Source organism: Nocardioides sp. Soil_C_8 (assembly GCF_057656315.1).
The window spans coordinates 115387-137181 of the sequence record NZ_JBDGKQ010000001.1 but is presented as its reverse complement, the minus strand read 5'-3'; the positions used below and the strand labels follow the sequence as shown (position 1 = coordinate 137181).

The window sequence follows — 21795 nt, the reverse complement described above, 5'->3', positions numbered from 1 at the left end:
TGGTCAGTCGAGGCAGAACTCGTTGCCCTCGGGGTCGGTCATCACGATGTGGCCGGCGGTCATCGGCGGCGCGGGCTCGTGGCGCTCGACCCGCGAGGCGCCGAGGGCGACGAGCCGCTCGCACTCGGCCTCGAGCGCGGCCATCCGCTCCTCGCCCTCGAGGCCGGGTGCGGCCCGGAGGTCGAGGTGGACGCGGTTCTTCGCGCTCTTGCCCTCGGGCACCCGCTGGAAGAACAGCCTCGGGCCCGCACCGTCGGGGTCCTGTGCGGCCGAGGCCGAGTTCCACTCCGACTCGGGGACGCCGACCTCGCGGAGGAAGTCGTGCCACGCGTCGAAGGGGTCCTGGCCGGGCGCGAGGTCGCGCCCGGGCGGCGGTGGGTTGACGTAGCCCATGGCGTCGGCCCAGAAACGGGAGAGCGTCTCGGGATCGTGGGCGTCGAAGGTCACCTGGATGGTCCGGCTCATGCCGGTCATCCTGCCGCGCACCACCGACAGCGGCCACCGACAGCGATGACCGGCGGCCCGCTGACGAAGGTCAGCGGTTGTCGACGACGAGCGCGGCGAGCCGGGCGCGGGTGTTGATGTCGAGCTTGCGGTAGATGTGGGTGAGGTGTGCGTCGACGGTGCGGGGGGAGACGTAGAGCTCCTCGGCGATCTGGCGGCTCGTCAGTCCGTGCGCCACCCGCTCGGCGACCTGGCGCTCCGCGGCCGTGAGCGCGTCGAGCACCGACGGCCGCGCGGGCGTGGTCCGGTTGAGGACGTCCGCGACGAGCGGCACCGCCTCGGCGGACAGGTCGTCCCCGTCGAGCCACTCGGCGGGCGCCTTCGCGGCCGGCACCACGTCGTAGTCCGCGGAGTAGCCCCAGCGGACGGCCTTGCGTGGCGTGCGGAGCGCGAACGCGGTGGCGGCGAGCAAGCGGGCCTCGGGCAGGTCGCGCGCCCGTGCGACGCCGGCGAGTCCGTCGAGCACGTCAGCCGCCCGCAGCGGCAGGCGCATGGTGCGGCAGTGGTCGAGGGCGGTGAGGTACGTCGTCGTCGCCTGGTCGAGGTCGTCGAGGCCCACCAGCGCGCGGCCGAGCAGCAGGCGGGCGTCGACGCCGTCGCGGCCCAGCCGCGCGGAGTCGGCCAGGGCGACCACGTCGGCGGCGAGTCCCGCCGCGCGCTTGGCGTCGCCCCTGGCCAGGAGGTCCCTTCCGTCCTGGGCCAGCACCGGCAGCCGGACGGCCCAGGGCAGCGTCTCCCGCACCACGTCGGTGGCGACCCAGGTCGGGTCGAGGTTGCGCAGGAGCGTCTCGGCGAGCAGCCCGACCCGGTCCTCCGCGAGCTCGCGCGCCTCGACGACGACCGCTCGGGTCCCGGCGACGGCCTCGGCGATGCGGCCCTGCTCGAGCGCGATGCGGGCGAGGACGGTGCGGAGCGACAGGTCGATCCAGCGCTCGTCGCCGGTGATGCGGGCGGGCATCGCGGCGACGGCGGCCTCCGTGGCCTCGTCGAAGCGGCCCTGGGAGGCGTACAGGTCGGCGAGCGTGCGGGTGGCCTGACGAGTGATCGAGCCGTCGGGGTCGAGCTCGATCGCGCGCAGGGCCTCGGCCTCGGCGCTGGCCAGGTCGCCCGCGTCGAGGTGCATCTCGGCCCGGATGGACGCGGTCTTCGAGAGCTGCTCCTCGGGGATGGGCGCGGCAGAGGCGTGCTCGTCCGAGCGCGCGAGGAGCCACAGCCCCTCGTAGGTGCCGCGGACCTCGGACGCCGCGATGCCGGCGCGGCGTGCGATCTGGGCGCCGATCCCCGGAGGGCCGTCGCCGCTGGCGAGGGCACCCTCGAGGATCTCGACGGCCTCGCGCGCACGCATCGAGGTGTAGAGGGACGAGAAGATGCGGTTGGCCACCGAGTAGCCGTCGGCTCGCGTCTCGGGCGCGGCGCAGGCCATCAGGACCGCGTGGCGCATGGCGGGCAGGTCCCGCAGCCACTCCGCGTCGGCCGCTCCGTAGTTGTCGTGTGCCGGCGCGTGCGTCTCGGCCCACGCGAGCAGACCGGCCCGCACCGCAGCCACGTCGTCCGGTCGGGCGAGTGCGCGCGCCCGACCGCGGATGGGCGAGAGCATGTCGAAGTGACCCTGCGGGTCGACCTCGAGCAGGCTACGGCGCACGAGGTTGCCGGCCAGCTCGGCGGCCTCCGGGACGCCGACGTCGAGCACGTGCGCCAGCACGCCGAGGCCGACGTGGAAGTCGAGGAGCCCGATGCGGCGCAGCGCGGCGGCGCTGGCGTCGTCGAGGAGGTCGTGGGCGGAGTCCACGGCCTGGTCGAGGCTGACGGTGGACATCGCGTTGCTGAGCCCGACGAGAGCGGACTGCACGGCGACCTGCTCGATGAGCAGCGGGAGGCCGCCGGTCGCGCGCAGCAGGCGGCGTACCTCGTGTGCCTGCTCGGCGAGGTCCACCTGCTGGCCGCCCGCGGCACGGATGCGGCGCAGGAAGAGCTCGACGGCCGGGCCCTCCAGTGGAGCGCGGACGGAGGGCACCGGCAGCGGTCCGACCCGGACGACGGACTCGGCCGGCTGGCCCGCGGTCGTCAGCGCCGTCACCACCACGCGGGCGTCGCTCGTGGCCTCCAGCACCGACTGCAGGACCGGGCCCGCCGCCGTGGTGTCGAGGTCGAGGCCGTCGAGGACGAGCAGGCACTCGCGCCCGTCGACGGCGCGACCGAGCGCCCCCGTCAGCGAGTCACCGGGTGCCGTCTCCGACTCCAGGCTCTCCAGCGCCGCGACCAGCACCTCGTCGATCGTGTGCAGGCTGCGGGCATCGACCCACGAGGCGGTCGCGGCAGCGGCGAGGTGACGCACGAGCAGCGTCTTGCCGCTGCCGGGCGGACCCACGACCGTGACCCACCGCGACTCCTCCAGTGCCTCCCGCAGCGCTCGCTGGACGTCGTCACGACCGAGACAGGGGGACAGCACGACCCGAATCTATCGTTCCTACGCACCTGAGTTACGTAGGACTACGGATGCCGGGACCGCACGGTTCGCGGGAGTCTTCTCGTACGCCGAGGGCATCGAGGCCGCGCGAGGGGATGGCCCCGCTGCCCACCGGCCGCTTGTCGGAGCAGGTCGCACATCGTCGGGGGTCGATGGGCGGCCTGCTCTTGCAGGTTCTGGGGCCCTGACGTCTTGCCGTCGCTGCGTACCCTGTGGCCATGGAACTGCTGCTCCTGCTGGTCGTCATCGGCGGCCTCGTCGCGGTCGCCGTCACGGCCGGCAAGACGGGCAAGAGGCGCGAGCTGGCGCGCGTGGAGTCCGAGGTCGCGCCGGTGAAGAAGCTCGCCGAGGAGGACGTGACCGCGCTCGGCGTGGAGCTGCAGGACCTCGACATCGAGCTGGCCGGGCATCCCCTGGACGCCGGCGCCAACGCCGACTACCAGCGCGCCCTCGACTCCTACGAGTCGGCCAAGGTCGCCGCCGCAGCGCTCACGCGGCCGGAGGACGTCAAGCACGTCACCGAGATCCTCGAGGACGGTCGCTACGCGATGGCGTGCGTGCGCGCCCGGGTCGCGGGGGAGCCACTGCCGCAGCGGCGCCCGCCGTGCTTCTTCGACCCGCGCCACGGCCTGTCGGTCGCCGACGTCCCGTGGACGCCGCCGGGTGGCGCCCAGCGCGAGGTCCCGGCGTGCGCCCTCGACGTCGAGCGCGTGCGAGCCGGGGCCGAGCCCGACATCCGCAAGGTCATGGTCGGCTCCCGGCGGGTGCCCTACTGGCAGGGTGGCCGGGCCTACCAGCCCTACGCCCAGGGCTACTTCGGCGCCTTCTCGCCGATGGACTGGATGTTCATGGGGATGCTCTTCGGTGGTGGCTTCGACGGCCTGGGCGAGGGCATCGGCGCGATCGGGGAAGGCATCGGTGACATGTTCGGCGGCATCGGCGACGGCATCGGCGGCATGTTCGACGGCTTCGACGGCTTCGACTTCTGACCTGTTCCACCCTCAGGGAGGGCGGCTCCGAAGGGCCCCCCTCCGGGGTGTGATGGCCGGTGCACCGCGGGCCTAGCGTCCGGAGGATGGCCGGAGTCGAGACAGGCACCATCACCACGGACATCCCTGCCCGCATGGACCGCCTCCCGTGGGCGCGCTGGCACTGGCTGGTCGTCATCGGCCTCGGCACCGTCTGGATCCTCGACGGCCTCGAGGTGACGATCGTCGGCTCGATGTCGGAGGCACTGAAGCCGGAGGACACCGGGCTCGGGCTGTCGAGCAGCGACATCGGCATGGCCGGGGCGATGTACGTCGCCGGCGCCTGCATCGGCGCGCTGTTCTTCGGCCAGCTCACGGATCGCTTCGGCCGCAAGAAGCTCTTCCTCATCACGCTCGGCGTCTACAGCGTCGCCACGGTGCTGACGGCCTTCTCGATGAACCCGACGTGGTACTTCGCCTGCCGCTTCCTCACCGGCTGCGGCATCGGCGGGGAGTACGCCGCCATCAACTCGGCGATCGACGAGCTGATCCCGGCGAAGTACCGCGGGCGTGTCGACGTGGCCATCAACGGCTCGTTCTGGGTCGGCGCCGCGCTCGGGTCGCTGCTGACCATCCCGCTGCTCGACCCCAACGTCGTCGACCCGAGCTGGGGATGGCGTGCCGCGTTCGGCCTCGGGGCGATCCTGGCCGTCGGCATCCTCGTGGTACGCCGCCACGTCCCGGAGAGCCCGCGCTGGCTGTTCATCCACGAGCGGGAGGACGAGGCGGAGAGCATCGTCAGGGACATCGAGCACACGGTCGAGGAGGAGACCGGGAAGCAGCTGCACGGGGTCGACCAGACGATCACGATCCGCCAGCGCAAGACGATCAGCCTGCCGCTGATCGCCAAGACGGTGTTCACGATGTATCCGCGGCGCACGATCCTGTGCTTCTCGCTGTTCGTGGGCCAGGCGTTCCTCTACAACGCGTTCTTCTTCACCTACGGCGACACCCTCAGCACCTTCCTCGGCGTCGAGCAGACCGGCTGGTACCTCGCGATCTTCGCGGCCAGCAACTTCCTCGGCGCCCTGCTGCTCAGCCCGCTCTTCGACTCCCTCGGCCGGGTGCGGATGATCGCGGGCACCTACATCCTCTCCGGCGTCCTCCTCGCGGTCGCTGGGACGATGCTCGGTGGCCTCACGGCCGTCACGCTGACGATCTTCGGGGCCGTGGTCTTCTTCTTCGCCTCCGCCGGTGCCAGTGCGGCGTACCTCACTGCCTCGGAGATCTTCCCGATGGAGACGCGCGCGCTGTGCATCGCGTTCTTCTACGCCATCGGCACCGCCGCCGGAGGCATCGCGGGGCCGCTGCTGTTCGGCCGCCTGATCGACTCGGCCAGCGAGGACGGCGACATCACCGGGATCGCCGTCGGCTACTTCATCGGTGCGGCGCTGATGATCATCGGCGGCATCGTCGAGATCTTCCTGGGCGTCAAGGCCGAGGGCCAGTCGCTCGAGGACATCGCCCAGCCGCTCACCGCGGAGGACCAGCCGGCCGGCGACGAGTCGGCGGAGAGGAGCCGGGCATGAGCCCGATGCCACCACCCAAGCCGACGACGGAGGGCCGCCGCGACCGGCAGGTCTTCCACGAGATCGGACAGATCGTCCGCGCGCTCGAGGCGCAGGGCCCGACACGGCCCGACGAGCTCCGCGAGGTCGTGGGCGGCCGCTGGTGGGAGGAGGGCCGGTTCGACCGGGCCCTCGCGCTCGCGGCCAGCGACGGGCTCGTCCACCTCACCGACGACGGGTCGGTGGTCGCCACCTGACCCGGCTGCGGGAGGATGGCCGCGTGAGCCTGCACCGCACCGAGCTCGGCGACTCCGGACCCCGCGTCGTCTTCTGCCACGGACTCTTCGGCCAGGGGAAGAACTGGACGCAGGCGGCCAAGGCGCTCAGCGCCGACCACCGCGTGCTGCTGCTCGACATGCCCAACCACGGTCGCTCGGCCTGGACCGAGACGTTCGACTTCCTGGAGCTGGCGGACCTCGTCGCCGCCGAGATCGGCGACGAGCCGGTCGCGCTCGTCGGGCACTCGATGGGCGGCAAGATCGCGATGTGCCTGGCGCTGCGGCACCCGGAGCTGGTCGAGCGGCTGGCGGTCGTCGACATCGCCCCGGTGGCGTACGAGAGCGGGCGGGAGTTCGTCGGCTACATCGAGACGATGCGGGCCCTCGACCTCCACTCCCTGGAGAGCCGCGGCCAGGCGGAGGCCGCGCTGGAGGAGGCGGTGCCCAACCGCGTGGTGCGCAGCTTCCTCCTGCAGAACCTCCGGCGCACCGACGACGGCTGGCACTGGCAGGTCAACCTCGACCTGCTCGCGGAGCACATGGGCGAGCTGGTCGGCTGGCCCGGTGAGCGGCTCGGGGACGCGTCGTACGACGGCCCGGTGCTGTGGGTCGGGGGCGCCCGCTCCGACTACATCTCCGACGAGCACGCCGCCGAGATGGACCGCCGGTTCCCGCGCAACCGGCGGGTGCTGGTCAAGGGCGCGGGCCACTGGGTCCACTCCGAGCAGCCCGAGGTGTTCCTCGAGGTGCTCCGGCGCTTCCTGCGCTGAGGTGCGTCAGGTGCGCTGTCGAGCGCGGTAGGCCGCGACCGCCTCGCGGTTGCCGCAGGTGGTGGAGCAGTAGCGCCGCGAGCGGTTGCGCGAGAGGTCGAGCACGACGTCGTCGCAGTCGTCGGCCGCGCACGTGTCGAGGCGCGACATCTCGTCGGCGCGGATGACGTCGACCATCGCCATCGCCGTCTCCACCACGACCCGCTCGTCGAGCGGACGGTCGGGGTCGACGGCGTGGAGGTGCCAGTCCCAGTGGTCGTGGCGCTGGAGCTGGGGGAGTGCCTTGGCTCGGGCGAGCATGTCGTTGACGATGCCCACCGCCTCGTCGCGCTCGGCCAGCAGCAGGGACCGCAGGGCGGGGCGCAACCGGCGTACGGACTCGAGCTCCTCGGGCGTCGCGTCGTGCCGTCCGGTGTAGGGCCACGAGGCGAGGAACGCCGACAGGTCGTCGACCGATCCCAGCGGTTCGCCGGGATCGTCGGTGGAGTTCACCAGCGCGACGGCTGCCTGCAGCGACGCGTCCGTGTCATCCGTGAAAAGCATGTTGACACATTACAGGAGCCACGCATACGGTCATGACCGTGACGGCTTTGACCCATGACACCTCGAACCGGACCGCGGCCGGGATGTTGCTCGCCGTGGCGTCGGCGGTGACCTTCGGCATGTCGGGGGCGCTCGCCCGCGGGTTGCTGGACACCGGGTGGAGCGCCGGGGCTGCGGTCACCCTGCGCACCGTCATCGCCGCCCTCGTGCTGCTCGTGCCGGGACTGCTCGCCCTGCGGGGTCGGATGCACCTGCTGCGGGACAACGCCGGCCTGGTCACCGTCTACGGCATCACGGCGGTCGCAGGCGCCCAGCTCTGCTACTTCTACGCGGTGACCTACATGCAGGTCAGCGTGGCGCTGCTGCTGGAGTACACCGCGCCGGTGGCGGTCGTGGTCTGGCTGTGGGTGCGCCACGGGCACCGCCCGTCCGGGCTGACGCTCGTGGGAGCCGCGCTGGCGGCGGCCGGCCTGGTGCTGGTGCTCGACGTCGTCTCCGGCGCCGAGCTGAGCACGGTCGGGGTGCTCTGGGCGCTGGGTGCGATGGTCGGCGCGGCGAGCTACTTCATCATCTCCGCCGACGAGGGCAACGGCCTGCCGGGCATCAGCCTGGCCGCCGGCGGACTGCTCGTGGCGAGCGTCGTGCTCGGGACCGCCGGTGCGATCGGGCTGCTGCCCTTCCACACGTCGTCGGCCGACGCGACGTACGACGGCTTCACGCTGCCGTGGTGGGTCACGGTCCTCCTGCTGGGGCTGGCGACCGCGGCCTTCGCCTACGTCACCGGCATCGAGGCCGGGCGACGCCTCGGGAGCCGGCTCGCGTCGTTCGTAGCCCTCGGTGAGGTGCTGGCGGCAGTCGTGTGGGCCTGGCTGCTGCTCGGGGAGCTGCCGTGCGCCGTCCAGCTGGCCGGCGGCCTGCTGGTGCTGGCCGGGGTCGTCGTGGTCAAGCTCGGGGAGTCGCGGGCGCCGCTCGCGGTCGAGCCGCTGCCGGAGCCCGAGCCCGACCCCGTGCCGGACCTCAGTGGGCGTCCTGCCGCCTGAGGAACACCTCGCGGTGCAGCAGGAGCAGTGCCGCGGCAACCGGGACCGCGAGCAGCGCCCCGATGATGCCCATGAGCGAGCCGCCCACGAGGGCGGCGACGACCGTGACGGAGCCCGGCAGGTCGACGGACTTCCGCATGATGCGCGGGTAGATCACGTAGGACTCGAACTGCTGGTAGGCGATGTAGTAGACGAGCGCCACCAGCGCGACGGTCGGGGAGATGGTCAGCGCGAGGAGCGTCATGAGCGCCCCTGACACGAAGGCGCCGACGACCGGGATCAGCGAGAAGAGCCCGACGACGAACGCCAGCGCGAAGGCGTAGTCGCTGAGACCGACGACGAAGGAGAAGATCAGCGTGCTGATGCCGGCGCAGATGGCGACCAGGAAGGCGCCGGCGACGTAGGCACCCGTCGACCGGATGATCCGGTCGCCGAGCTCGCTGACGCGGGGGCGGCGCGAGGCGGGGGCCAGCGAGTAGGCGGCGTGCTTGATGCTCGGCAGCGAAGCGAGGAAGTAGATCATCAGCACGATGACGATGAGGCTGTTGGTCAGCGCCGAGAGCACCCGCAGGCCGACGCCAAGAGCTCCACCGAAGACCTTCTGCCCGAAGTCGCCGTTCTGGATGTACTCCTGGACCTTGGCGATGACGTCGAACTGGTCGTCGAGCTTCTGCACCTGCCGGTTGGACTGCAGCTCGTCGAGCCACTCAGGGGCGTTGCGCGTGATGAGCGCGATCTGGTCGCTGATCACGGGGGCCACGGCGACGACGAACAGTGCCAGCACGGCGATGACCGCGACGAGCACGAGCAGCACGGACAGGCCGCGACGGATGCCGCGCCGCATGAAGAACTCCACGACCGGGTTGAGCCCGATGGCGAGGAACGTCGACATCACGAGCAGGATCAGCACCGAGGAGATGCTGAGCAGCTGCTCTGTCAGGAAGATCGCGACCACGGCACCGAGGGCGCCGAAGAAGCCGATCTTGAACGGGGAGTGGCGCAGCAGCAGCGGCGTGGGGGCGGGGTCGGCCGGGACGTAGGGGGCCGGGGCCCCCTCGTCGACGACCAGGTCCGTGGCGTCGTCGATCTGCTCGGCGATGGCGGCGGCCGACAAGGCAGACGCCTCGGCCGAGTCGGCGGCCTTCTCTGCCCGGTCGGCGTCGTCGGACACCTGGTCGACGACCTCCTCGAGCGCCTGGGGCAGCTCAGCCGGGTCGTCCGCCGCCTCGCGCAGCGCGGCGGCGGCATCCGGGTCGGCGGTGTGCTCCGCCGCGCTGCCTGCTCCGGGGGTGACCAGCTCCCGGAGCCGGACCCGCCAGCTCAGGACTCGTCCTCGCCGAAGCCCGCGACCACGTCGCGCAGGGCACCGAGCTGGGCGGTGATGGCGTCACGGCGCTTGGCAGCCCGGTCGACCTCGGCCTGGATGTTGGCCAGCTCGCGCTCGGCCTCGGCGACGCGGGTCGCTCCGATCGAGTCGGCCTGGGTCCGGGCGGAGGCGACGATCTGCTCGGCCTCGCGCCGGGCCCGCGTGAGCAGGCCCTCGGACTCGGTCTGGGCCTGCTGGCGGTGGGCGTTGGCCTGGGCGGTGGCCTCCCGCGCGCGCTGCTCGGCAGCGTTGGCCCGCGCCTCGGCCTCGGCGACGAGCCGCTGGGTCTCCGCGGTGGCGTTGCTGTGGTGCTCGGCGGCCTCGCGGGTGAGCCGCTCCTTCTCGACCGCCAGCGTGCGCCGGGCCTCCTGGACCTCGCGGTCCGCGGCGGCACGCGCCTGCTCGGCCTCGCGGGTGGCGGTCACGCGCATCTCGTTGGTCTCCTGCTGCGCGGCGAGCCGGACCTGGTCGGACTCGCGTCGCGCCGAGGCGAGGAGGTCCTCGGCCTCGGCCTTGGCGAGGCCGCGCTCGGTCTCGGCGTCGGCGGTGAGCCGCGAGCGCATCTCGTCGAGCTCCTTGAGCTGCACCATCCGCATGTCGTCGGCCTCGCGCGCGGCGTCGGCCCTGATGCTGTGGGCATCGCGCTCGGCCTGGGCGCGGATCTCGTCGGCCTCGCGGCGCGCGGCGGTGCGCACGTCGGCCGCCTCGTCCTCGGCCATCTTGAGCATCGAGGTGGCACGACCGCCGAGGCCGGCGTAGGTCGGGTTGGTGTTCTCGGCCACCTCCCGGCGCAGGCGCTGGAGCTCGTCCTCGAGCTCGATGACGCGCTCCTCGCTGCTGGCCAGGCTCGTCGCCAGGCCGGACTTCTCGCTCTGGAGCTGGTGGACGCGCTGGTCGACCGCTGCCTTGTCGTAGCCGCCGCGGCGCACGACGGGGAGGGGAGCGGAGGCTGCCGGAGCCGGCGCCGCCGGCCGGGCCGCGGCGGGCGGGATCACCGGTGAGCGTCGGGTCGGGTCGTCGGCAGCGGCCCGCTGCGGTGCCTGCGGCGTCGACGGCGGCGGCGTGGTCGGCCGGGAAGCCTGCGCAGGCGGCTGGGCGGCCTGCGTCGGGGCCGGCGTGGCGGGGGCGGCGGCCGGGGGTTCGTCCTTGGGGGTGACCGGCAGCACCTGGGTCTCCTCGCCGGCGGTCCCGCGGGCGGTCGAACCACCGGGAGCGGCCTTGTCGTCGGCGGACTCCGGCTCGTCGAAGATGGACAGGCCCTGGTCGGAAGCCATGGTGAGGCACCCTCTCTCACGTCGTACGGACTGCGTCGGTGTCAGTCTCTCCGATGCCCTCCAAAAGACACACCCCGGCTCGCGGGCGACTTCGTGCGAGTCGCGCGAACCGGGGTGTCGAAGGTCTCAGACCCGAGACCTCGGGCGGGGATCAGACGCCGCGGAACCTGTTGATCGCGGTCTCGTGCTCGGCGCGCATGTCCTGGTCGAGCACGCCCAGCCCCTCCTCAGGGGCGAGGCAGAGGACGCCGACCTTGCCCTGGTGGGCGTTCTGGTGGACGTCGAGCGAGGCCTGCCCGACCTCGTCGAGGGTGTAGGTCCGCGACAGCGTCGGGTGGATCTTCCCCTTGGCGATGAGGCGGTTGGCCTCCCACGACTCGCGGTAGTTCGCGAAGTGGCTGGAGATGATCCGCTTGAGGTTCATCCACAGGTAGCGGTTGTCGTACTCGTGCATGTAGCCCGAGGTCGAGGCGCAGGTCGTGATGGTGCCGCCCTTGCGGGTGACGAAGACCGAGGCGCCGAAGGTCTCCCGGCCGGGGTGCTCGAAGACGATGTCGATGTCCTCGCCCCCGGTGAGCTCACGGATGCGGGCGCCGAAGCGCTTCCACTCGCGCGGGTCCTGCTCGGTGCCCTCGTCGTTCCAGAACTTGTAGCCCTCCTCGGAGCGGTTGATGATCAGCTCCGCACCCATGCTGCGCGCGATCTTCGCCTTCTCCTCGTTGGACACCACGCACACCGGGGTGGCGCCGCCGTTGAGGGCGTACTGGGTGGCGAAGCCGCCGAGGCCGCCGGACGCGCCCCAGATGAGGACGTTGTCGCCCTGCTTCATGTTGCCGCCGTTGGTGGAGACCAGCTGGCGGTACGCCGTGCAGTTCACGAGGCCGGGGGAGGCGGCCTCCTCCCAGGTCAGGTGCTCGGGCTTGGGCATGAGCTGGTTGGCCTTGACCATCGCGACGTCCGCGAGGCCGCCGAAGTTGGTCTCGAAGCCCCAGATCCGCTGCTCGGTGTCGAGCATCGTGTCGTTGTGGCCGTCGGGGCCCTCCAGCTCGACGGACAGGCAGTGCGCGACGACGCGGTCGCCCGGCTTCCAGCGGGTGACGCCGGGCCCGGTCTTGAGCACGACGCCGGACAGGTCGGAGCCGACCACGTGGTACGGCAGGTCGTGCCGCTTGGTCAGCTCGCTGTTGCGGCCGTAGCGCTCGAGGAAGCCGAAGGTCGACACCGGCTCGAAGATCGAGGTCCAGACGGTGTTGTAGTTGATCGCGCTGGCCATGACGGCCACGAAGGCCTCACCGGGACCGAGCTCGGGCAGCGGCACGTCCTCGACGTGGAGCGACTTGCGCGGGTCCTTCTCCTTCGACGGCACCCCCTCGAACATGTCGACCTCGTCCTTCTTCACGAAGGCGGCGCGGTAGGACGCCGGGAGCTCGAGGCTCGCGAAGTCCTCCGAGGTGGCGTTGCCGGACTGGATGGCGTCGAGGATGTTCTGCACGGGTGTCTCCTGGTGAGGCATCGGGTGAGGCATCGGTGGCACGGATGGCGGTGAAGATACCGGCGAGTAACCTCGAGCGGTCGCTGGTGTGACGTACGTCGCTCAGTGGCCGGGGCCGGACGCGGGCTCGACGAGCTCGACCAGCACGCCGCCGGCGTCCTTGGGGTGGATGAAGTTCACCCGGCTGTCCGAGGTCCCGCGCCGGGGGGCGTCGTACAGCAGGCGCAGGCCCCGCCCGCGCAGCACCTCGGCGACGTGCTCGACGTCGTCGACGCGGAAGGCGAGCTGCTGGATGCCCTGCCCGTTGCGGTCGAGGAACTTGGCGATGGTGGACTCGGGCGTGAGCGGCGCGAGGAGCTGGATGCAGGAGCCGGAGTCGCCGACCCCGACCATCGCCTCGCGGACGCCCTGCTCCTCGTTGACCTCCTCGTGGAGGACCTCCATGCCGTAGGCCTCGCGGTAGAAGGTCATCGCCTCGTCGAGGTCGGGCACGGCGATGCCGACGTGGTCGATGGCGGTGAAGAGGTGCCGGACGTCGCTCAGCTCGGGGGTCATGGGCTCATGCTGTACGACGCCGGGCCCGGGGGCGAGGGTGTGTGACGGTCGCCACTCCGGGGCCGGGCGACCCCGTGCCTATCCCAGGGTCGCGGTCCGGTCGTAGCGGCCGAGCACGGCCGCCGCATCGATGTCACCGACGAAGCCGAGCGGGCTGGCGCACGGGCCGCCGTAGTCGCCGATGTAGAAGTCGTCGCCGGTCGGCATGCCGTAGTAGACGCTCACCTCCGCCGGGACGGGGGTGCCGACCTGGCGGCCGTCGACCCAGAGACGGATCGAGGCGCCGTCGAAGGCACCCATCACCGTGTGCCACTCGCCGTCCCAGAGCCCGGGACCTGCGTCGGCGGACCGGTGGACGGTCGTGCCGTCGGAGACGTAGAAGACCAGCCCTCCGTCAGCGTCGGTGAAGAGGCCGTAGGACGCGTTCTCGCACTGGAAGGCGCCCTTGGACATCACGTAGCGGAACGCACCGGCACCGGTGCTGCGCACCCGTGCCAGGACGGTCACGCCGTCCGGCTCCAGCGACGGGGCGTCGGGCATCCGGACGCTCTGCGAGCCCGAGAACCGCAGGGCGGAGCGCTTGAGGAGGAGCAGCCGCGGCAGGGCGACCCAGGTGGGGTCGTTGGCATCGACGCCCGTAGACGTCCCCAGCATGCCGCGGTTGCCGTTGAAGGAGAGGTCGTTGGCGACCTGGCCGGAACCCTCGTCGAGGAGCCAGAGCCCCCCGATGCCCCCGGTCCGGGCGCTGGCCGGCGGCCCGGTGAGTGCCACGACGAGCGCGGAGGTCGTGGCGACGGCCGCGACAGCGGTGAGGGTACGGCGGAACCGGTTCATCAGGGACTCCTCGGGACGTGACGGGAGCGAGTCCCCGAGGACCGCCTTCCGGGACAGACCACCACGTGCGTACACCCCCAGGGGTGGGCCACGGTGCGGGCTCCCACAAATTGGTGACGTCGCTCCGGTCGCGAGGGTCGTGTGACGAGCGCCTCACTCCGGGCGGCGGGGACACCCTCCCGGCGCCCGGGCCGCGGTGGGTAGTGTCCGAAGGAGCACCACCCCCATCTCAACCGATCGCTGGAGGCACCCGTCATGTCCGACTCCGCTCGCCCAACCTCGGTCATCGTCGCCGGGGCCCGCACCCCGATCGGCCGCCTGCTCGGCGGGCTGAAGGACCAGTCGGCCGCCGACCTGGGGGGTGTCGCCATCAAGGGCGCCCTCGAGAAGGCCAACGTCACGGGCGACCAGGTCGACTACGTGGTCATGGGCCAGGTCATCCAGGCCGGCGCGGGCCAGAACCCGGCACGGATGGCCGCGGTGAAGGGTGGCATCCCGATGACGGTGCCCTCGATCACCATCAACAAGGTCTGCCTCTCCGGGCTCAACGCCATCGCTCTCGCGGACCAGCTCGTGCGCGCCGGCGAGTGCGAGATCGTGGTCGCCGGCGGCATGGAGTCGATGACCAAGGCCCCGCACTTCCTGCCCAAGTCCCGCGAGGGCGTGAAGTTCGGTGACGTGAAGCTCGTCGACTCGATGGCCTACGACGCCCTCTTCGACCAGTTCACGTCGCAGGCGATGGGCCTGCTCACCGAGGAGTGCAACGCCGCCGGTGCGAACCTCACGCGCGAGGAGCAGGACACCTTCGCCGCCTACTCGCACCAGAAGGCCGCGGTCGCCTGGAAGAACGGCGTGTTCGCCGACGAGGTGGTGCCGGTGGAGATCCCCCAGCGCAAGGGCGACCCCGTCGTGGTGAGCGAGGACGAGGGCGTCCGCGGCGACACCACGGTGGAGTCGCTCGCCAAGCTCCGCCCGGCCTTCAGCAAGGACGGCACCGTCACCGCCGGGTCGGCCTCGCAGATCTCCGACGGCGCTGCGGCGGTCGTCGTGATGAGCAAGGCCAAGGCCGAGGAACTCGGCCTCACCTGGCTCGCCGAGATCGGTGCCCACGGCCAGGTGGCCGGACCCGACTCGACGCTCCAGCTGCAGCCCGCCGCCGCGACCGCGAAGGCCTGCGAGAAGGAGGGCATCTCGCCCGCCGACCTCGACCTCGTCGAGTTCAACGAGGCCTTCGCCGCCGTCGGCATCGCCTCCGCCCGCGAGCTGGGCATCGAGGACGCCAAGGTCAACGTCAACGGTGGGGCGATCGCGCTCGGCCACCCCGTGGGCATGTCCGGCACGCGGGTCGTGCTCACGCTCGCCCTCGAGCTGCAGCGCCGCGGTGGCGGTGTCGGTGCCGCCGCGCTCTGCGGTGGCGGCGGCCAGGGCGACGCCCTGATCGTCCGCGTGCCCTCTGCGTGAGGAGCGCATGACCCACGGCGTGACGAGGCGGGGCGCCCCCGCGGTCCCCGACCTCGTCGCGCGCGCTCGCGACGGCGACCCGGCCGCGGTGGCGCGCCTGATCACCCTCGTGGAGGACGCCTCGCCGCTCCTGCGCGAGGTGATGTCGGCTCTCGGGCCACACGCGGGCCGGGCGCACGTCCTGGGCATCACCGGGGCCCCGGGCGTCGGCAAGTCCACCTCCACCAACGCGCTCGTCGCCGGGATGAGGCGCGCCGGCAAGCGTGTCGGCGTCCTGGCCATCGACCCCTCCTCGCCCTTCTCGGGCGGCGCGCTGCTCGGTGACCGCGTGCGGATGGGCGACCACGCGCTCGACCGCGACGTCTACATCCGCTCGATGGGCGCCCGCGGCCACCTCGGGGGCCTGGCCTGGTCGACCCCGCAGGCGGTCCGCGTCCTCGACGCCGCCGGCTGCGACGTGGTCGTCGTGGAGACCGTCGGGGTCGGGCAGAGCGAGGTCGAGGTGGCGGGGCTCGCGGACACGACGCTCGTGCTGCTCGCCCCGGGCATGGGGGACGGCATCCAGGCCGCCAAGGCCGGGATCCTGGAGATCGGTGACGTGTACGCCGTCAACAAGGCCGACCGTGACGGTGCGGACCGCGCACGGCGTGAGCTCCGCACGATGCTCTCGATGGCCGAGCGTCGCGACGGCGACTGGCGCCCACCGGTGCTGCAGACGGTCGCCAGCACCGGACAGGGCATCGAGGAGCTGCTGGCGGAGGTCGACCGGCACGCGGTGTGGCTGCGGGAGTCGGGGGAGCTCGCCCGACGTCGTACGCTCCGGGCCGGGCGCGAGGTCGAGGCGATCGCCCTCGCAGCGCTCCGCGAGCGCTGGGGGCGTGCCGGTGCGGGCGTCGACCTCGACGCGCTCGCCGGGCGCGTGGCTGCCGGTGAGGTGGACCCCTACGCCGCAGCCGACGAGCTGCTGGCCGACGGACCGTCGTCCGGCTAGGCGGCCGCCGACATGGCTCGGCGGAGGTCCTCGGCCAGCTGACGGGTCCAGGCCTCCAGCACCTGCACGCTCGCGCCCTGGGCGGTCACCGTGAGCAGGTGGCGCTCGGGTCCGGGAGCCGGGACCGACGCGATCACGGTGTGGCGCAGGCCGAGGGTGAGCCCGACCGTGTCGACCTCGTGCTCGGGGTCCGGGCCGCCGGGGGTGCGTGCCGCGAATGCCGCCCTGCTCCGGCGCGCGACACGGACGACGTCCTCCCGGGCGAGGCCGTGCACTGCCACGGCGTCTCCGGTCGCGGTCGCGAGGAGCGCGGAGGACGGACCGTCGATCGCCCCGAGCACCTCGACCAGGGAGGCCCACAGCTGACCGACCGGCGAGTCGGGTCCCGGTGACTGCTCGAGCAGCTGCTCACGACCCCGCCGGGACGTACGTCCGGTCCACGAACGGCCGCGCGCGAGCGGGTGCGGGGTCACCAGGTCTGCGGTCAAGAGGGCACGTCCTTCCGAGCGACGAGGGAGCGGCCGACCCGAGACGGCGACGGGGCCTGTGGGTCCCGCGTGGCTTCCGTGTGGGTGAAATGTAACCGTGCGCGTCGTCGTCGCGAGGTGTTTCTGCCGAGATCGCCGGTCAGCTGATGCGCAGCGTCTGGCCGGTGATGCGCGCAGCTGCGCTGCTGGCCAGGAAGAGGGCGGCGTCGGTGACGGCGTCGGCGCGGGGCTGGGTGCGGACCAGGGTGTCGCCGGCGACGCGGCTGCCGCGCACCGGGGCAGCGCCCGGGGCGTACTGGCGGGGGAGGACCGAGTGGCCGTCCTGGAGCACGGAGTTGACGCGCACCCCCAGGCCGGCCCAGTTGCGACCCGCCCGGGCGGTCGACTCGGCCAGCTCGTCCTGGGCCGCCTCGGGCGTGCTGGCGAGCTGCAGCCAGCGGGTCACGGCGCCGGTGTTGACGACGCACCCGCCGCCGAGGGCAGGGCTCTGGCCGAGCTTGAGGCGCAGCCGGGTCGTCAGGAACGTGGGGCCGAGCAGGCCCGATCGGGCGGCCTCGGCGATGAAGGCCTGCTCACCGGGAGGCAGGCCGTAGGGGAGGTTGCAGGACGCTGCCAGCACGAGCACGTCGAGGTGGCCGACGGAGCCGACGAGGTGGTCGATCGACTCCTGTCGGGCGAGGTTGACCGACTCGTAGTCGAAGGCCGAGAGGTCGGTGTCGTAGAGCGAGCGCAGCATCATCGTGCCGGTCACCGTCACCGAGGCCCCGGAGGCGGCGAAGGCCGTGGCGATGCTGTGCCCCTCGCCCCGCGTGCCGCCGACCACCAGCACCTGGTAGCCGTTGAAGTCGTACGACCCCGCTGTCGTCATGAAGTCGTGCCTCCCGTCGGAACCCCGGCATGTTCTACCACGCAGTAGGGGTCCGGCGACAGGTGCCGACGGGGCTCACTCGGGGCTCACTCGACGCGTACGTCGTCGGTCCGGCGCTCCTCGAGCAGGTCCAGCCGGGCCGTCCGCACCGCGGCGAAGGTCCACAGCTTGTTGACCACGAACGACAGGGGCGTCACCACCGCGATCACGATGAGCTGTGCCCAGTAGAGACGGTTGCGCAGGCCGGTGGAGTCGTCGAAGACGTCGCTGGGCAGACTGAGGGGCGACCCGGGGTGCATGAGCAGCGTCAGCAGGGCGAGGCCGATGACCTGGCAGGCCAGTCCCACCGCGAGGAAGGGCCAGTACTCGCGCCACCACGGGGCGGCGTGGTTGCTCTTGAACGTCCACGTGCGGTTGAGCTGGAAGTTCGACAGGTTGGCGACCAGGAAGGCGATCGTCGAGTACACGTGGTACCAGCGCAGGTTGTACCCGGACGAGCCGAGCGCGACGACGGCGTCGTCGAAGTGGGGACCGAGACGTCGCAGCACGACGAGGGTCAGCAGGTTGACCAGCACGCCCGAGGCGCCCACGACGCCGAACCGGACGAGGAGGCCGACGTTGCGCCGGTGCCGCGTCACGAGCGCGGCTCCCCGGGATCCCATGCATCGAGGCTACCGACCCCCGCGCCCGAGTGAGGCGCACCTCCTTAGGATTGCGCCATGACGCAGCAGCCGTTCAGCCGCCCAGGTGCCATCGACCTCTCCGGGCTCGGCCGACCGCCGGCGCCGCAGCAGGCGGCCCCGACCGCCGGCACCGGGTCCGCAGGAGGGGCGTACTCCGTCGCGATCACGCAGGACAACTTCCAGCAGGTGCTGCAGGAGTCGAGGACGGCGCCCGTCGTCCTCGTCTTCCACTCCGCGCGCCAGGCGTCGGGCAGCGAGCAGTACGCCGCCGACGTGGCGGCGGAGGCCGAGCGGCTCGAGGGCCGCCTGCTGGCCGCGCTGGTGGACGTCGACGCGCACCCCGAGATCGCCCAGGCCATGCAGATCCCGCAGGTGCCGCTGACGATGGTGGTGCTCGACGGCAGGCCCGTCAGCCAGCCGATCCCCGGCGCGCTGTCGCCCGAGGAGCTCTCCGCGCTGTTCGGCCAGCTGGGCCAGCAGCTGACCGCCCAGGGCATCACCGGTCGCCACCAGCCCCGCTCTGGTGGCGCCCCGGCGGCCGAGGGCGAGGAGGAGGCGGTCGACCCGCGCTACGCCCCGGCCCAGGACGCGCTCGCCGCCGGCGACATCGACGGCGCGGTCGCGGAGTACCAGAAGCTGCTCGACGCCAACCCGGCCGACGTCGAGGCCGCCGGCGGACTCGCGATCGCGAAGGTCATGCAGCGCACGCAGGGAGTCGACCTCAACGCTGCCCGGGCCGCAGCGGCCGAGGCCCCCGACGACGTCGAGGCGCAGACCCTGGTCGCCGACCTCGACATGCTCGGCGGCCACGTCGAGGACGCGTTCACCCGGCTGGTCAACCTGGTCGCCCGCACCTCCGACAAGGACCGGGAGAAGGCGCGCGACCACCTCCTGGGCCTCTTCGCCGCGGTCGGCAACGACGACCCGCGCGTGCTGGCGGGGCGTCGCAACCTGGCCTCAGCGCTCTTCTGAGTCGCGCTTCCCGAGCACGGAGCGCCCGGCCTCGAGCCGGGCGACCGGCACGCGGAAGGGCGAGCACGAGACGTAGTTGAGCCCGACCTCGTCGAAGAAGTGGACGGACAGCGGGTCGCCGCCGTGCTCGCCGCACACGCCGACCTTGAGGTCCGACTTGGTCTTGCGGCCCTTCTTGGTCCCCATCTCGACCATGCCACCGACGCCGAGCTGGTCGAGCGACTCGAACGGCGAGACGTCGAAGATGCCGTGCTCGAAGTAGCGCGAGAAGAACGACGCCTCGACGTCGTCGCGGGAGAAGCCCCAGGCCATCTGCGTCAGGTCGTTGGTGCCGAAGGAGAAGAAGTCCGCGGACTTGGCGATCCGGTTGGCCAGGAAGGCGGCACGCGGCAGCTCGATCATCGTGCCGATGGCGATGTCGAGCTTGATGCCGCGCTCCTCCTCGACCTCGGCGATCTGCTGGTCGATCTCGGCGCGGACGATCTCGAGCTCGCGCACGCTCGCCACCAGCGGCACCATGATCTCCGGCCGCGGCGTGCCGTGGGCGGCCATCCGGTCGGCCGCGGCCTCGGCGATCGAGCGTGCCTGCATGCGGAACAGGCCGGGGATCTGGATGCCCAGGCGCACGCCGCGCAGGCCGAGCATCGGGTTCTGCTCGTGGAGCCGGCGGACGTGGGTGAGCAGCCTCGCCGCGTGCTCGTCGACCTCGCCGCGCTCCTCGGCGACGGCGACCTCGACGCTCAGCTCGGTGAGGTCGGGCAGGAACTCGTGCAGCGGCGGGTCGAGCAGCCGGATCGTGACGGGCAGCCCGTCCATCGCCTCGAGGATCTCGGTGAAGTCCTGCTTCTGCAGCGGCAGCAGCTCGTCGAGCGCGGCCTCCACGCCGGCCTCGTCCTCGGCGACGATGAGCTTCTCCACCAGCGCGCGACGCTCTCCGAGGAACATGTGCTCGGTGCGGCACAGCCCGATGCCCTGGGCGCCGAAGCGGCGGGCGCGGGCGGCGTCGTCGGGGGTGTCGGCGTTGGTGCGCACGCGCAACCGCCGGGCGCCGTCGGCGTGGGCCATGATCCGCGCGACCGCCTGCGCGAGGTCGTCGTCGAGCTTCTCGCCCTCGAAGTGGCGCACGACCACCGAGTCGGCGACCGGCACGGCGCCGGCGAACACCTCGCCGGTCGTGCCGTCGATCGAGATGACGTCGCCCTCACGGATGGTCTCGCCGTCGCGGACCCGGAACTCCTTGGCCTTGGTGTCGACGTCGAGCGACTCGGCGCCGCACACGCACGTACGACCCATGCCGCGCGCCACGACGGCCGCGTGCGAGGTCTTGCCGCCCCGGCTGGTCAGGATCCCGCGGGCCGCCACCATGCCGCGCAGGTCGTCGGGGTTGGTCTCCTTGCGGACGAGGATGACGTCCTCGCCCCGGTCGGCCCACTCCACGGCGGTGTCGGAGTCGAAGACGGCCTTGCCGACGGCGGCGCCGGGCGAGGCGTTCATGCCCTTCGCCAGCAGGGTGCGGTCGGCGGTCTCGTCGAAGCGCGGGAACATCAGCTGGGCCAGCTGGTCGCCGGTCACGCGGAGCACCGCCTCGTCCATCTGGATCATGCCCTCGTCGACCATGTGGACGGCGATCCGGAACGCCGCCTCGGGCGTGCGCTTGCCGACGCGGGTCTGCAGCATCCACAGCTTGCCGCGCTCGACGGTGAACTCGATGTCGCACATGTCGCGGTAGTGGCGCTCGAGCCGCGTCATGATCGTCATCAGGTCGTCGTGGGACTTCCGGTCGATCTCGGCCATGTCGGCCAGGGACACGGTGTTGCGGATGCCGGCGACCACGTCCTCGCCCTGGGCGTTCTGGAGGTAGTCGCCGTACTCGCCCTGGGCGCCGCTCGCGGGATCGCGGGTGAACGCCACGCCGGAGCCGGAGTCCATGCCGAAGTTGCCGAAGACCATGGCCTGCACGTTGACCGCGGTGCCGAGGTCCTCGGGGATCCGCTCCTGGCGGCGGTAGAGCCGCGCGCGGTCGGTGTTCCAGGAGTCGAAGACGGCGCGGATCGCGAGGTCCATCTGCTCGCGCGGGTCCTGCGGGAAGTCGCGGCCGGTCTCGGCCTTGATGATCCCCTTGAAGGTCTCGACCAGCTTGCGCAGGTCGTCGGCGTCGAGGTCGAGGTCGTTGTCCGTGCCCTTGGCCTTCTTCACCTCGTCGAGGGCCTCGGAGAACAGCTCGGAGTCGACGTCGAGCACGGTGCCGCCGAACATCTGCAGCAGCCGGCGGTAGGAATCCTGCGCGAAGCGCTCGGACTCGCTGCGGGCCGCCAGTCCGCCGACCGAGGTGTCGTTGAGCCCGACGTTGAGGACGGTCTCCATCATCCCGGGCATGGAGAACTTGGCGCCCGAGCGCACCGACACCAGGAGCGGGTCGTCGGCGTCGCCGAGCTTCTTGCCCATCGCCTCCTCGAGCGCTGCGAGGTGCTCGGTGACCTCCTCGGCCAGCCCCTCGGGCTCGCCGCCCTCGGCGAGGTAGGCACGGCACGTCTCGGTGGAGATCGTGAACCCCGGCGGCACCGGCAGGCCGAGGTTCGTCATCTCGGCCAGGTTGGCGCCCTTGCCGCCCAGGAGGTCCTTCTGGTCCTTGCTTCCCTCTGCGAAGTCGTACACCCAGGTCATGAAGGCATC

The 21795-nt window shown here is 72.1% G+C and carries 20 protein-coding genes; 8 read left to right on the top strand and 12 right to left on the bottom strand.

Features of this window, described 5'->3' with window-relative positions; translation table 11 throughout:
* Window positions 1-3: 3 nt before the first annotated feature.
* Together AC3A3L_RS00675 and AC3A3L_RS00670 are read right to left on the bottom strand one after the other, a co-directional pair.
* Window positions 4-465, bottom strand: a complete 462-nt coding sequence (locus AC3A3L_RS00675) for a VOC family protein (protein WP_487638107.1) — start codon at window positions 463-465, stop codon at window positions 4-6.
* A 70-nt stretch (window positions 466-535) separates the two neighbouring features.
* Window positions 536-2953 carry a LuxR C-terminal-related transcriptional regulator gene (locus AC3A3L_RS00670; RefSeq protein ID WP_487638106.1) on the bottom strand — a complete coding sequence of 806 codons (2418 nt, stop codon included), beginning with the start codon at window positions 2951-2953 and terminating at the stop codon, window positions 536-538.
* Window positions 2954-3189: 236 nt separating this feature from the next.
* On the opposite strand from AC3A3L_RS00670, the gene AC3A3L_RS00665 reads away from it, so the two are divergent.
* The 4 genes from AC3A3L_RS00665 (at window position 3190) to AC3A3L_RS00650 (ending at window position 6555) form a co-directional block, all read left to right on the top strand.
* A complete protein-coding gene (locus AC3A3L_RS00665) occupies window positions 3190-3960 on the top strand; it encodes a hypothetical protein (protein ID WP_487638105.1) in 771 nt (256 codons plus the stop codon).
* Between the two features lie 86 nt (window positions 3961-4046).
* Window positions 4047-5528: an MFS transporter gene (locus AC3A3L_RS00660; protein WP_487638104.1), complete on the top strand. Its 1482-nt coding sequence runs from the start codon at window positions 4047-4049 to the stop codon at window positions 5526-5528.
* A complete protein-coding gene (locus AC3A3L_RS00655) occupies window positions 5525-5764 on the top strand; it encodes a hypothetical protein (RefSeq protein WP_487638103.1) in 240 nt (79 codons plus the stop codon). The genes AC3A3L_RS00660 and AC3A3L_RS00655 overlap by 4 nt, the downstream gene beginning before the upstream one ends.
* Window positions 5765-5787: 23 nt before the next feature.
* Window positions 5788-6555, top strand: coding sequence for an alpha/beta fold hydrolase (locus AC3A3L_RS00650; RefSeq protein ID WP_487638102.1), 768 nt, complete (start codon window positions 5788-5790; stop codon window positions 6553-6555).
* A 6-nt stretch (window positions 6556-6561) separates the two neighbouring features.
* On the opposite strand, the gene AC3A3L_RS00645 is transcribed toward AC3A3L_RS00650, so the two are convergent.
* The gene (locus AC3A3L_RS00645; RefSeq protein ID WP_487638101.1) at window positions 6562-7098 is read right to left on the bottom strand and encodes a CGNR zinc finger domain-containing protein; all 537 of its coding nucleotides are present in this window, start codon (window positions 7096-7098) and stop codon (window positions 6562-6564) included.
* Window positions 7099-7136: 38 nt separating this feature from the next.
* Between AC3A3L_RS00645 and AC3A3L_RS00640 the strand changes: the two genes are divergently transcribed.
* Window positions 7137-8138 (top strand): EamA family transporter, encoded by a 1002-nt coding sequence (locus AC3A3L_RS00640; RefSeq protein WP_487638100.1) that lies wholly within the window; start codon window positions 7137-7139, stop codon window positions 8136-8138.
* Here the strand turns inward: AC3A3L_RS00640 and AC3A3L_RS00635 are convergent.
* The 5 genes from AC3A3L_RS00635 to AC3A3L_RS00615 all read right to left on the bottom strand — a co-directional run bounded on the left by AC3A3L_RS00635 (window position 8116) and on the right by AC3A3L_RS00615 (window position 13659).
* Window positions 8116-9309 carry an AI-2E family transporter gene (locus AC3A3L_RS00635; RefSeq protein ID WP_487638099.1) on the bottom strand — a complete coding sequence of 398 codons (1194 nt, stop codon included), beginning with the start codon at window positions 9307-9309 and terminating at the stop codon, window positions 8116-8118. The two genes, AC3A3L_RS00640 and AC3A3L_RS00635, sit on opposite strands and share 23 nt — an antisense overlap.
* A gap of 149 nt (window positions 9310-9458) precedes the next feature.
* Window positions 9459-10778 (bottom strand): hypothetical protein, encoded by a 1320-nt coding sequence (locus AC3A3L_RS00630; protein ID WP_487638098.1) that lies wholly within the window; start codon window positions 10776-10778, stop codon window positions 9459-9461.
* A gap of 151 nt (window positions 10779-10929) precedes the next feature.
* The gene (gene ccrA, locus AC3A3L_RS00625; RefSeq protein ID WP_487638097.1) at window positions 10930-12270 is read right to left on the bottom strand and encodes a crotonyl-CoA carboxylase/reductase; all 1341 of its coding nucleotides are present in this window, start codon (window positions 12268-12270) and stop codon (window positions 10930-10932) included.
* A gap of 102 nt (window positions 12271-12372) precedes the next feature.
* Window positions 12373-12825: a methylmalonyl-CoA epimerase gene (gene mce, locus AC3A3L_RS00620; RefSeq protein WP_487638096.1), complete on the bottom strand. Its 453-nt coding sequence runs from the start codon at window positions 12823-12825 to the stop codon at window positions 12373-12375.
* 78 nt (window positions 12826-12903) lie between these two features.
* Window positions 12904-13659 carry a LamG domain-containing protein gene (locus tag AC3A3L_RS00615; RefSeq protein WP_487638095.1) on the bottom strand — a complete coding sequence of 252 codons (756 nt, stop codon included), beginning with the start codon at window positions 13657-13659 and terminating at the stop codon, window positions 12904-12906.
* Window positions 13660-13914: 255 nt separating this feature from the next.
* On the opposite strand from AC3A3L_RS00615, the gene AC3A3L_RS00610 reads away from it, so the two are divergent.
* Window positions 13915-15120, top strand: a complete 1206-nt coding sequence (locus AC3A3L_RS00610) for an acetyl-CoA C-acetyltransferase (RefSeq protein WP_487638094.1) — start codon at window positions 13915-13917, stop codon at window positions 15118-15120.
* Between the two features lie 7 nt (window positions 15121-15127).
* Window positions 15128-16111: a methylmalonyl Co-A mutase-associated GTPase MeaB gene (gene meaB / locus AC3A3L_RS00605; RefSeq protein ID WP_487638093.1), complete on the top strand. Its 984-nt coding sequence runs from the start codon at window positions 15128-15130 to the stop codon at window positions 16109-16111.
* Here meaB and AC3A3L_RS00600 read toward each other — a convergent pair.
* The 3 genes from AC3A3L_RS00600 to AC3A3L_RS00590 all read right to left on the bottom strand — a co-directional run bounded on the left by AC3A3L_RS00600 (window position 16108) and on the right by AC3A3L_RS00590 (window position 18129).
* Window positions 16108-16599, bottom strand: coding sequence for a hypothetical protein (locus AC3A3L_RS00600; RefSeq protein ID WP_487638092.1), 492 nt, complete (start codon window positions 16597-16599; stop codon window positions 16108-16110). The two genes, meaB and AC3A3L_RS00600, sit on opposite strands and share 4 nt — an antisense overlap.
* 139 nt (window positions 16600-16738) lie before the next feature.
* Window positions 16739-17467, bottom strand: a complete 729-nt coding sequence (locus AC3A3L_RS00595; RefSeq protein ID WP_487638091.1) for an SDR family oxidoreductase — start codon at window positions 17465-17467, stop codon at window positions 16739-16741.
* 86 nt (window positions 17468-17553) lie between these two features.
* A complete protein-coding gene (locus tag AC3A3L_RS00590; RefSeq protein ID WP_487638090.1) occupies window positions 17554-18129 on the bottom strand; it encodes a GtrA family protein in 576 nt (191 codons plus the stop codon).
* Window positions 18130-18186: 57 nt separating this feature from the next.
* On the opposite strand from AC3A3L_RS00590, the gene AC3A3L_RS00585 reads away from it, so the two are divergent.
* On the top strand, window positions 18187-19122 hold the full coding sequence (locus tag AC3A3L_RS00585) for a tetratricopeptide repeat protein (protein ID WP_487638089.1): 936 nt from the start codon (window positions 18187-18189) through the stop codon (window positions 19120-19122).
* Here the strand turns inward: AC3A3L_RS00585 and ppdK are convergent.
* Window positions 19108-21786: a pyruvate, phosphate dikinase gene (ppdK, locus tag AC3A3L_RS00580; protein ID WP_487638088.1), complete on the bottom strand. Its 2679-nt coding sequence runs from the start codon at window positions 21784-21786 to the stop codon at window positions 19108-19110. The two genes, AC3A3L_RS00585 and ppdK, sit on opposite strands and share 15 nt — an antisense overlap.
* Window positions 21787-21795 lie beyond the last annotated feature (9 nt).

What these genes read in the sequence shown, in the direction of transcription:
- AC3A3L_RS00675 (WP_487638107.1), bottom strand. Translation starts at nt 465, where the DNA reads ATGAGCCGGACCATCCAGGTGACCTTCGACGCCCACGATCCCGAGACG.
- AC3A3L_RS00665 (WP_487638105.1), top strand. Translation starts at nt 3,190, where the DNA reads ATGGAACTGCTGCTCCTGCTGGTCGTCATCGGCGGCCTCGTCGCGGTC.
- AC3A3L_RS00660 (WP_487638104.1), top strand. Translation starts at nt 4,047, where the DNA reads ATGGCCGGAGTCGAGACAGGCACCATCACCACGGACATCCCTGCCCGC.
- AC3A3L_RS00655 (WP_487638103.1), top strand. Translation starts at nt 5,525, where the DNA reads ATGAGCCCGATGCCACCACCCAAGCCGACGACGGAGGGCCGCCGCGAC.
- AC3A3L_RS00645 (WP_487638101.1), bottom strand. Translation starts at nt 7,098, where the DNA reads ATGCTTTTCACGGATGACACGGACGCGTCGCTGCAGGCAGCCGTCGCG.
- AC3A3L_RS00630 (WP_487638098.1), bottom strand. Translation starts at nt 10,778, where the DNA reads ATGGCTTCCGACCAGGGCCTGTCCATCTTCGACGAGCCGGAGTCCGCC.
- mce (WP_487638096.1), bottom strand. Translation starts at nt 12,825, where the DNA reads ATGACCCCCGAGCTGAGCGACGTCCGGCACCTCTTCACCGCCATCGAC.
- AC3A3L_RS00615 (WP_487638095.1), bottom strand. Translation starts at nt 13,659, where the DNA reads ATGAACCGGTTCCGCCGTACCCTCACCGCTGTCGCGGCCGTCGCCACG.
- AC3A3L_RS00610 (WP_487638094.1), top strand. Translation starts at nt 13,915, where the DNA reads ATGTCCGACTCCGCTCGCCCAACCTCGGTCATCGTCGCCGGGGCCCGC.
- meaB (WP_487638093.1), top strand. Translation starts at nt 15,128, where the DNA reads ATGACCCACGGCGTGACGAGGCGGGGCGCCCCCGCGGTCCCCGACCTC.
- AC3A3L_RS00595 (WP_487638091.1), bottom strand. Translation starts at nt 17,467, where the DNA reads ATGACGACAGCGGGGTCGTACGACTTCAACGGCTACCAGGTGCTGGTG.
- AC3A3L_RS00590 (WP_487638090.1), bottom strand. Translation starts at nt 18,129, where the DNA reads ATGGGATCCCGGGGAGCCGCGCTCGTGACGCGGCACCGGCGCAACGTC.
- AC3A3L_RS00585 (WP_487638089.1), top strand. Translation starts at nt 18,187, where the DNA reads ATGACGCAGCAGCCGTTCAGCCGCCCAGGTGCCATCGACCTCTCCGGG.
- ppdK (WP_487638088.1), bottom strand. Translation starts at nt 21,786, where the DNA reads ATGACCTGGGTGTACGACTTCGCAGAGGGAAGCAAGGACCAGAAGGAC.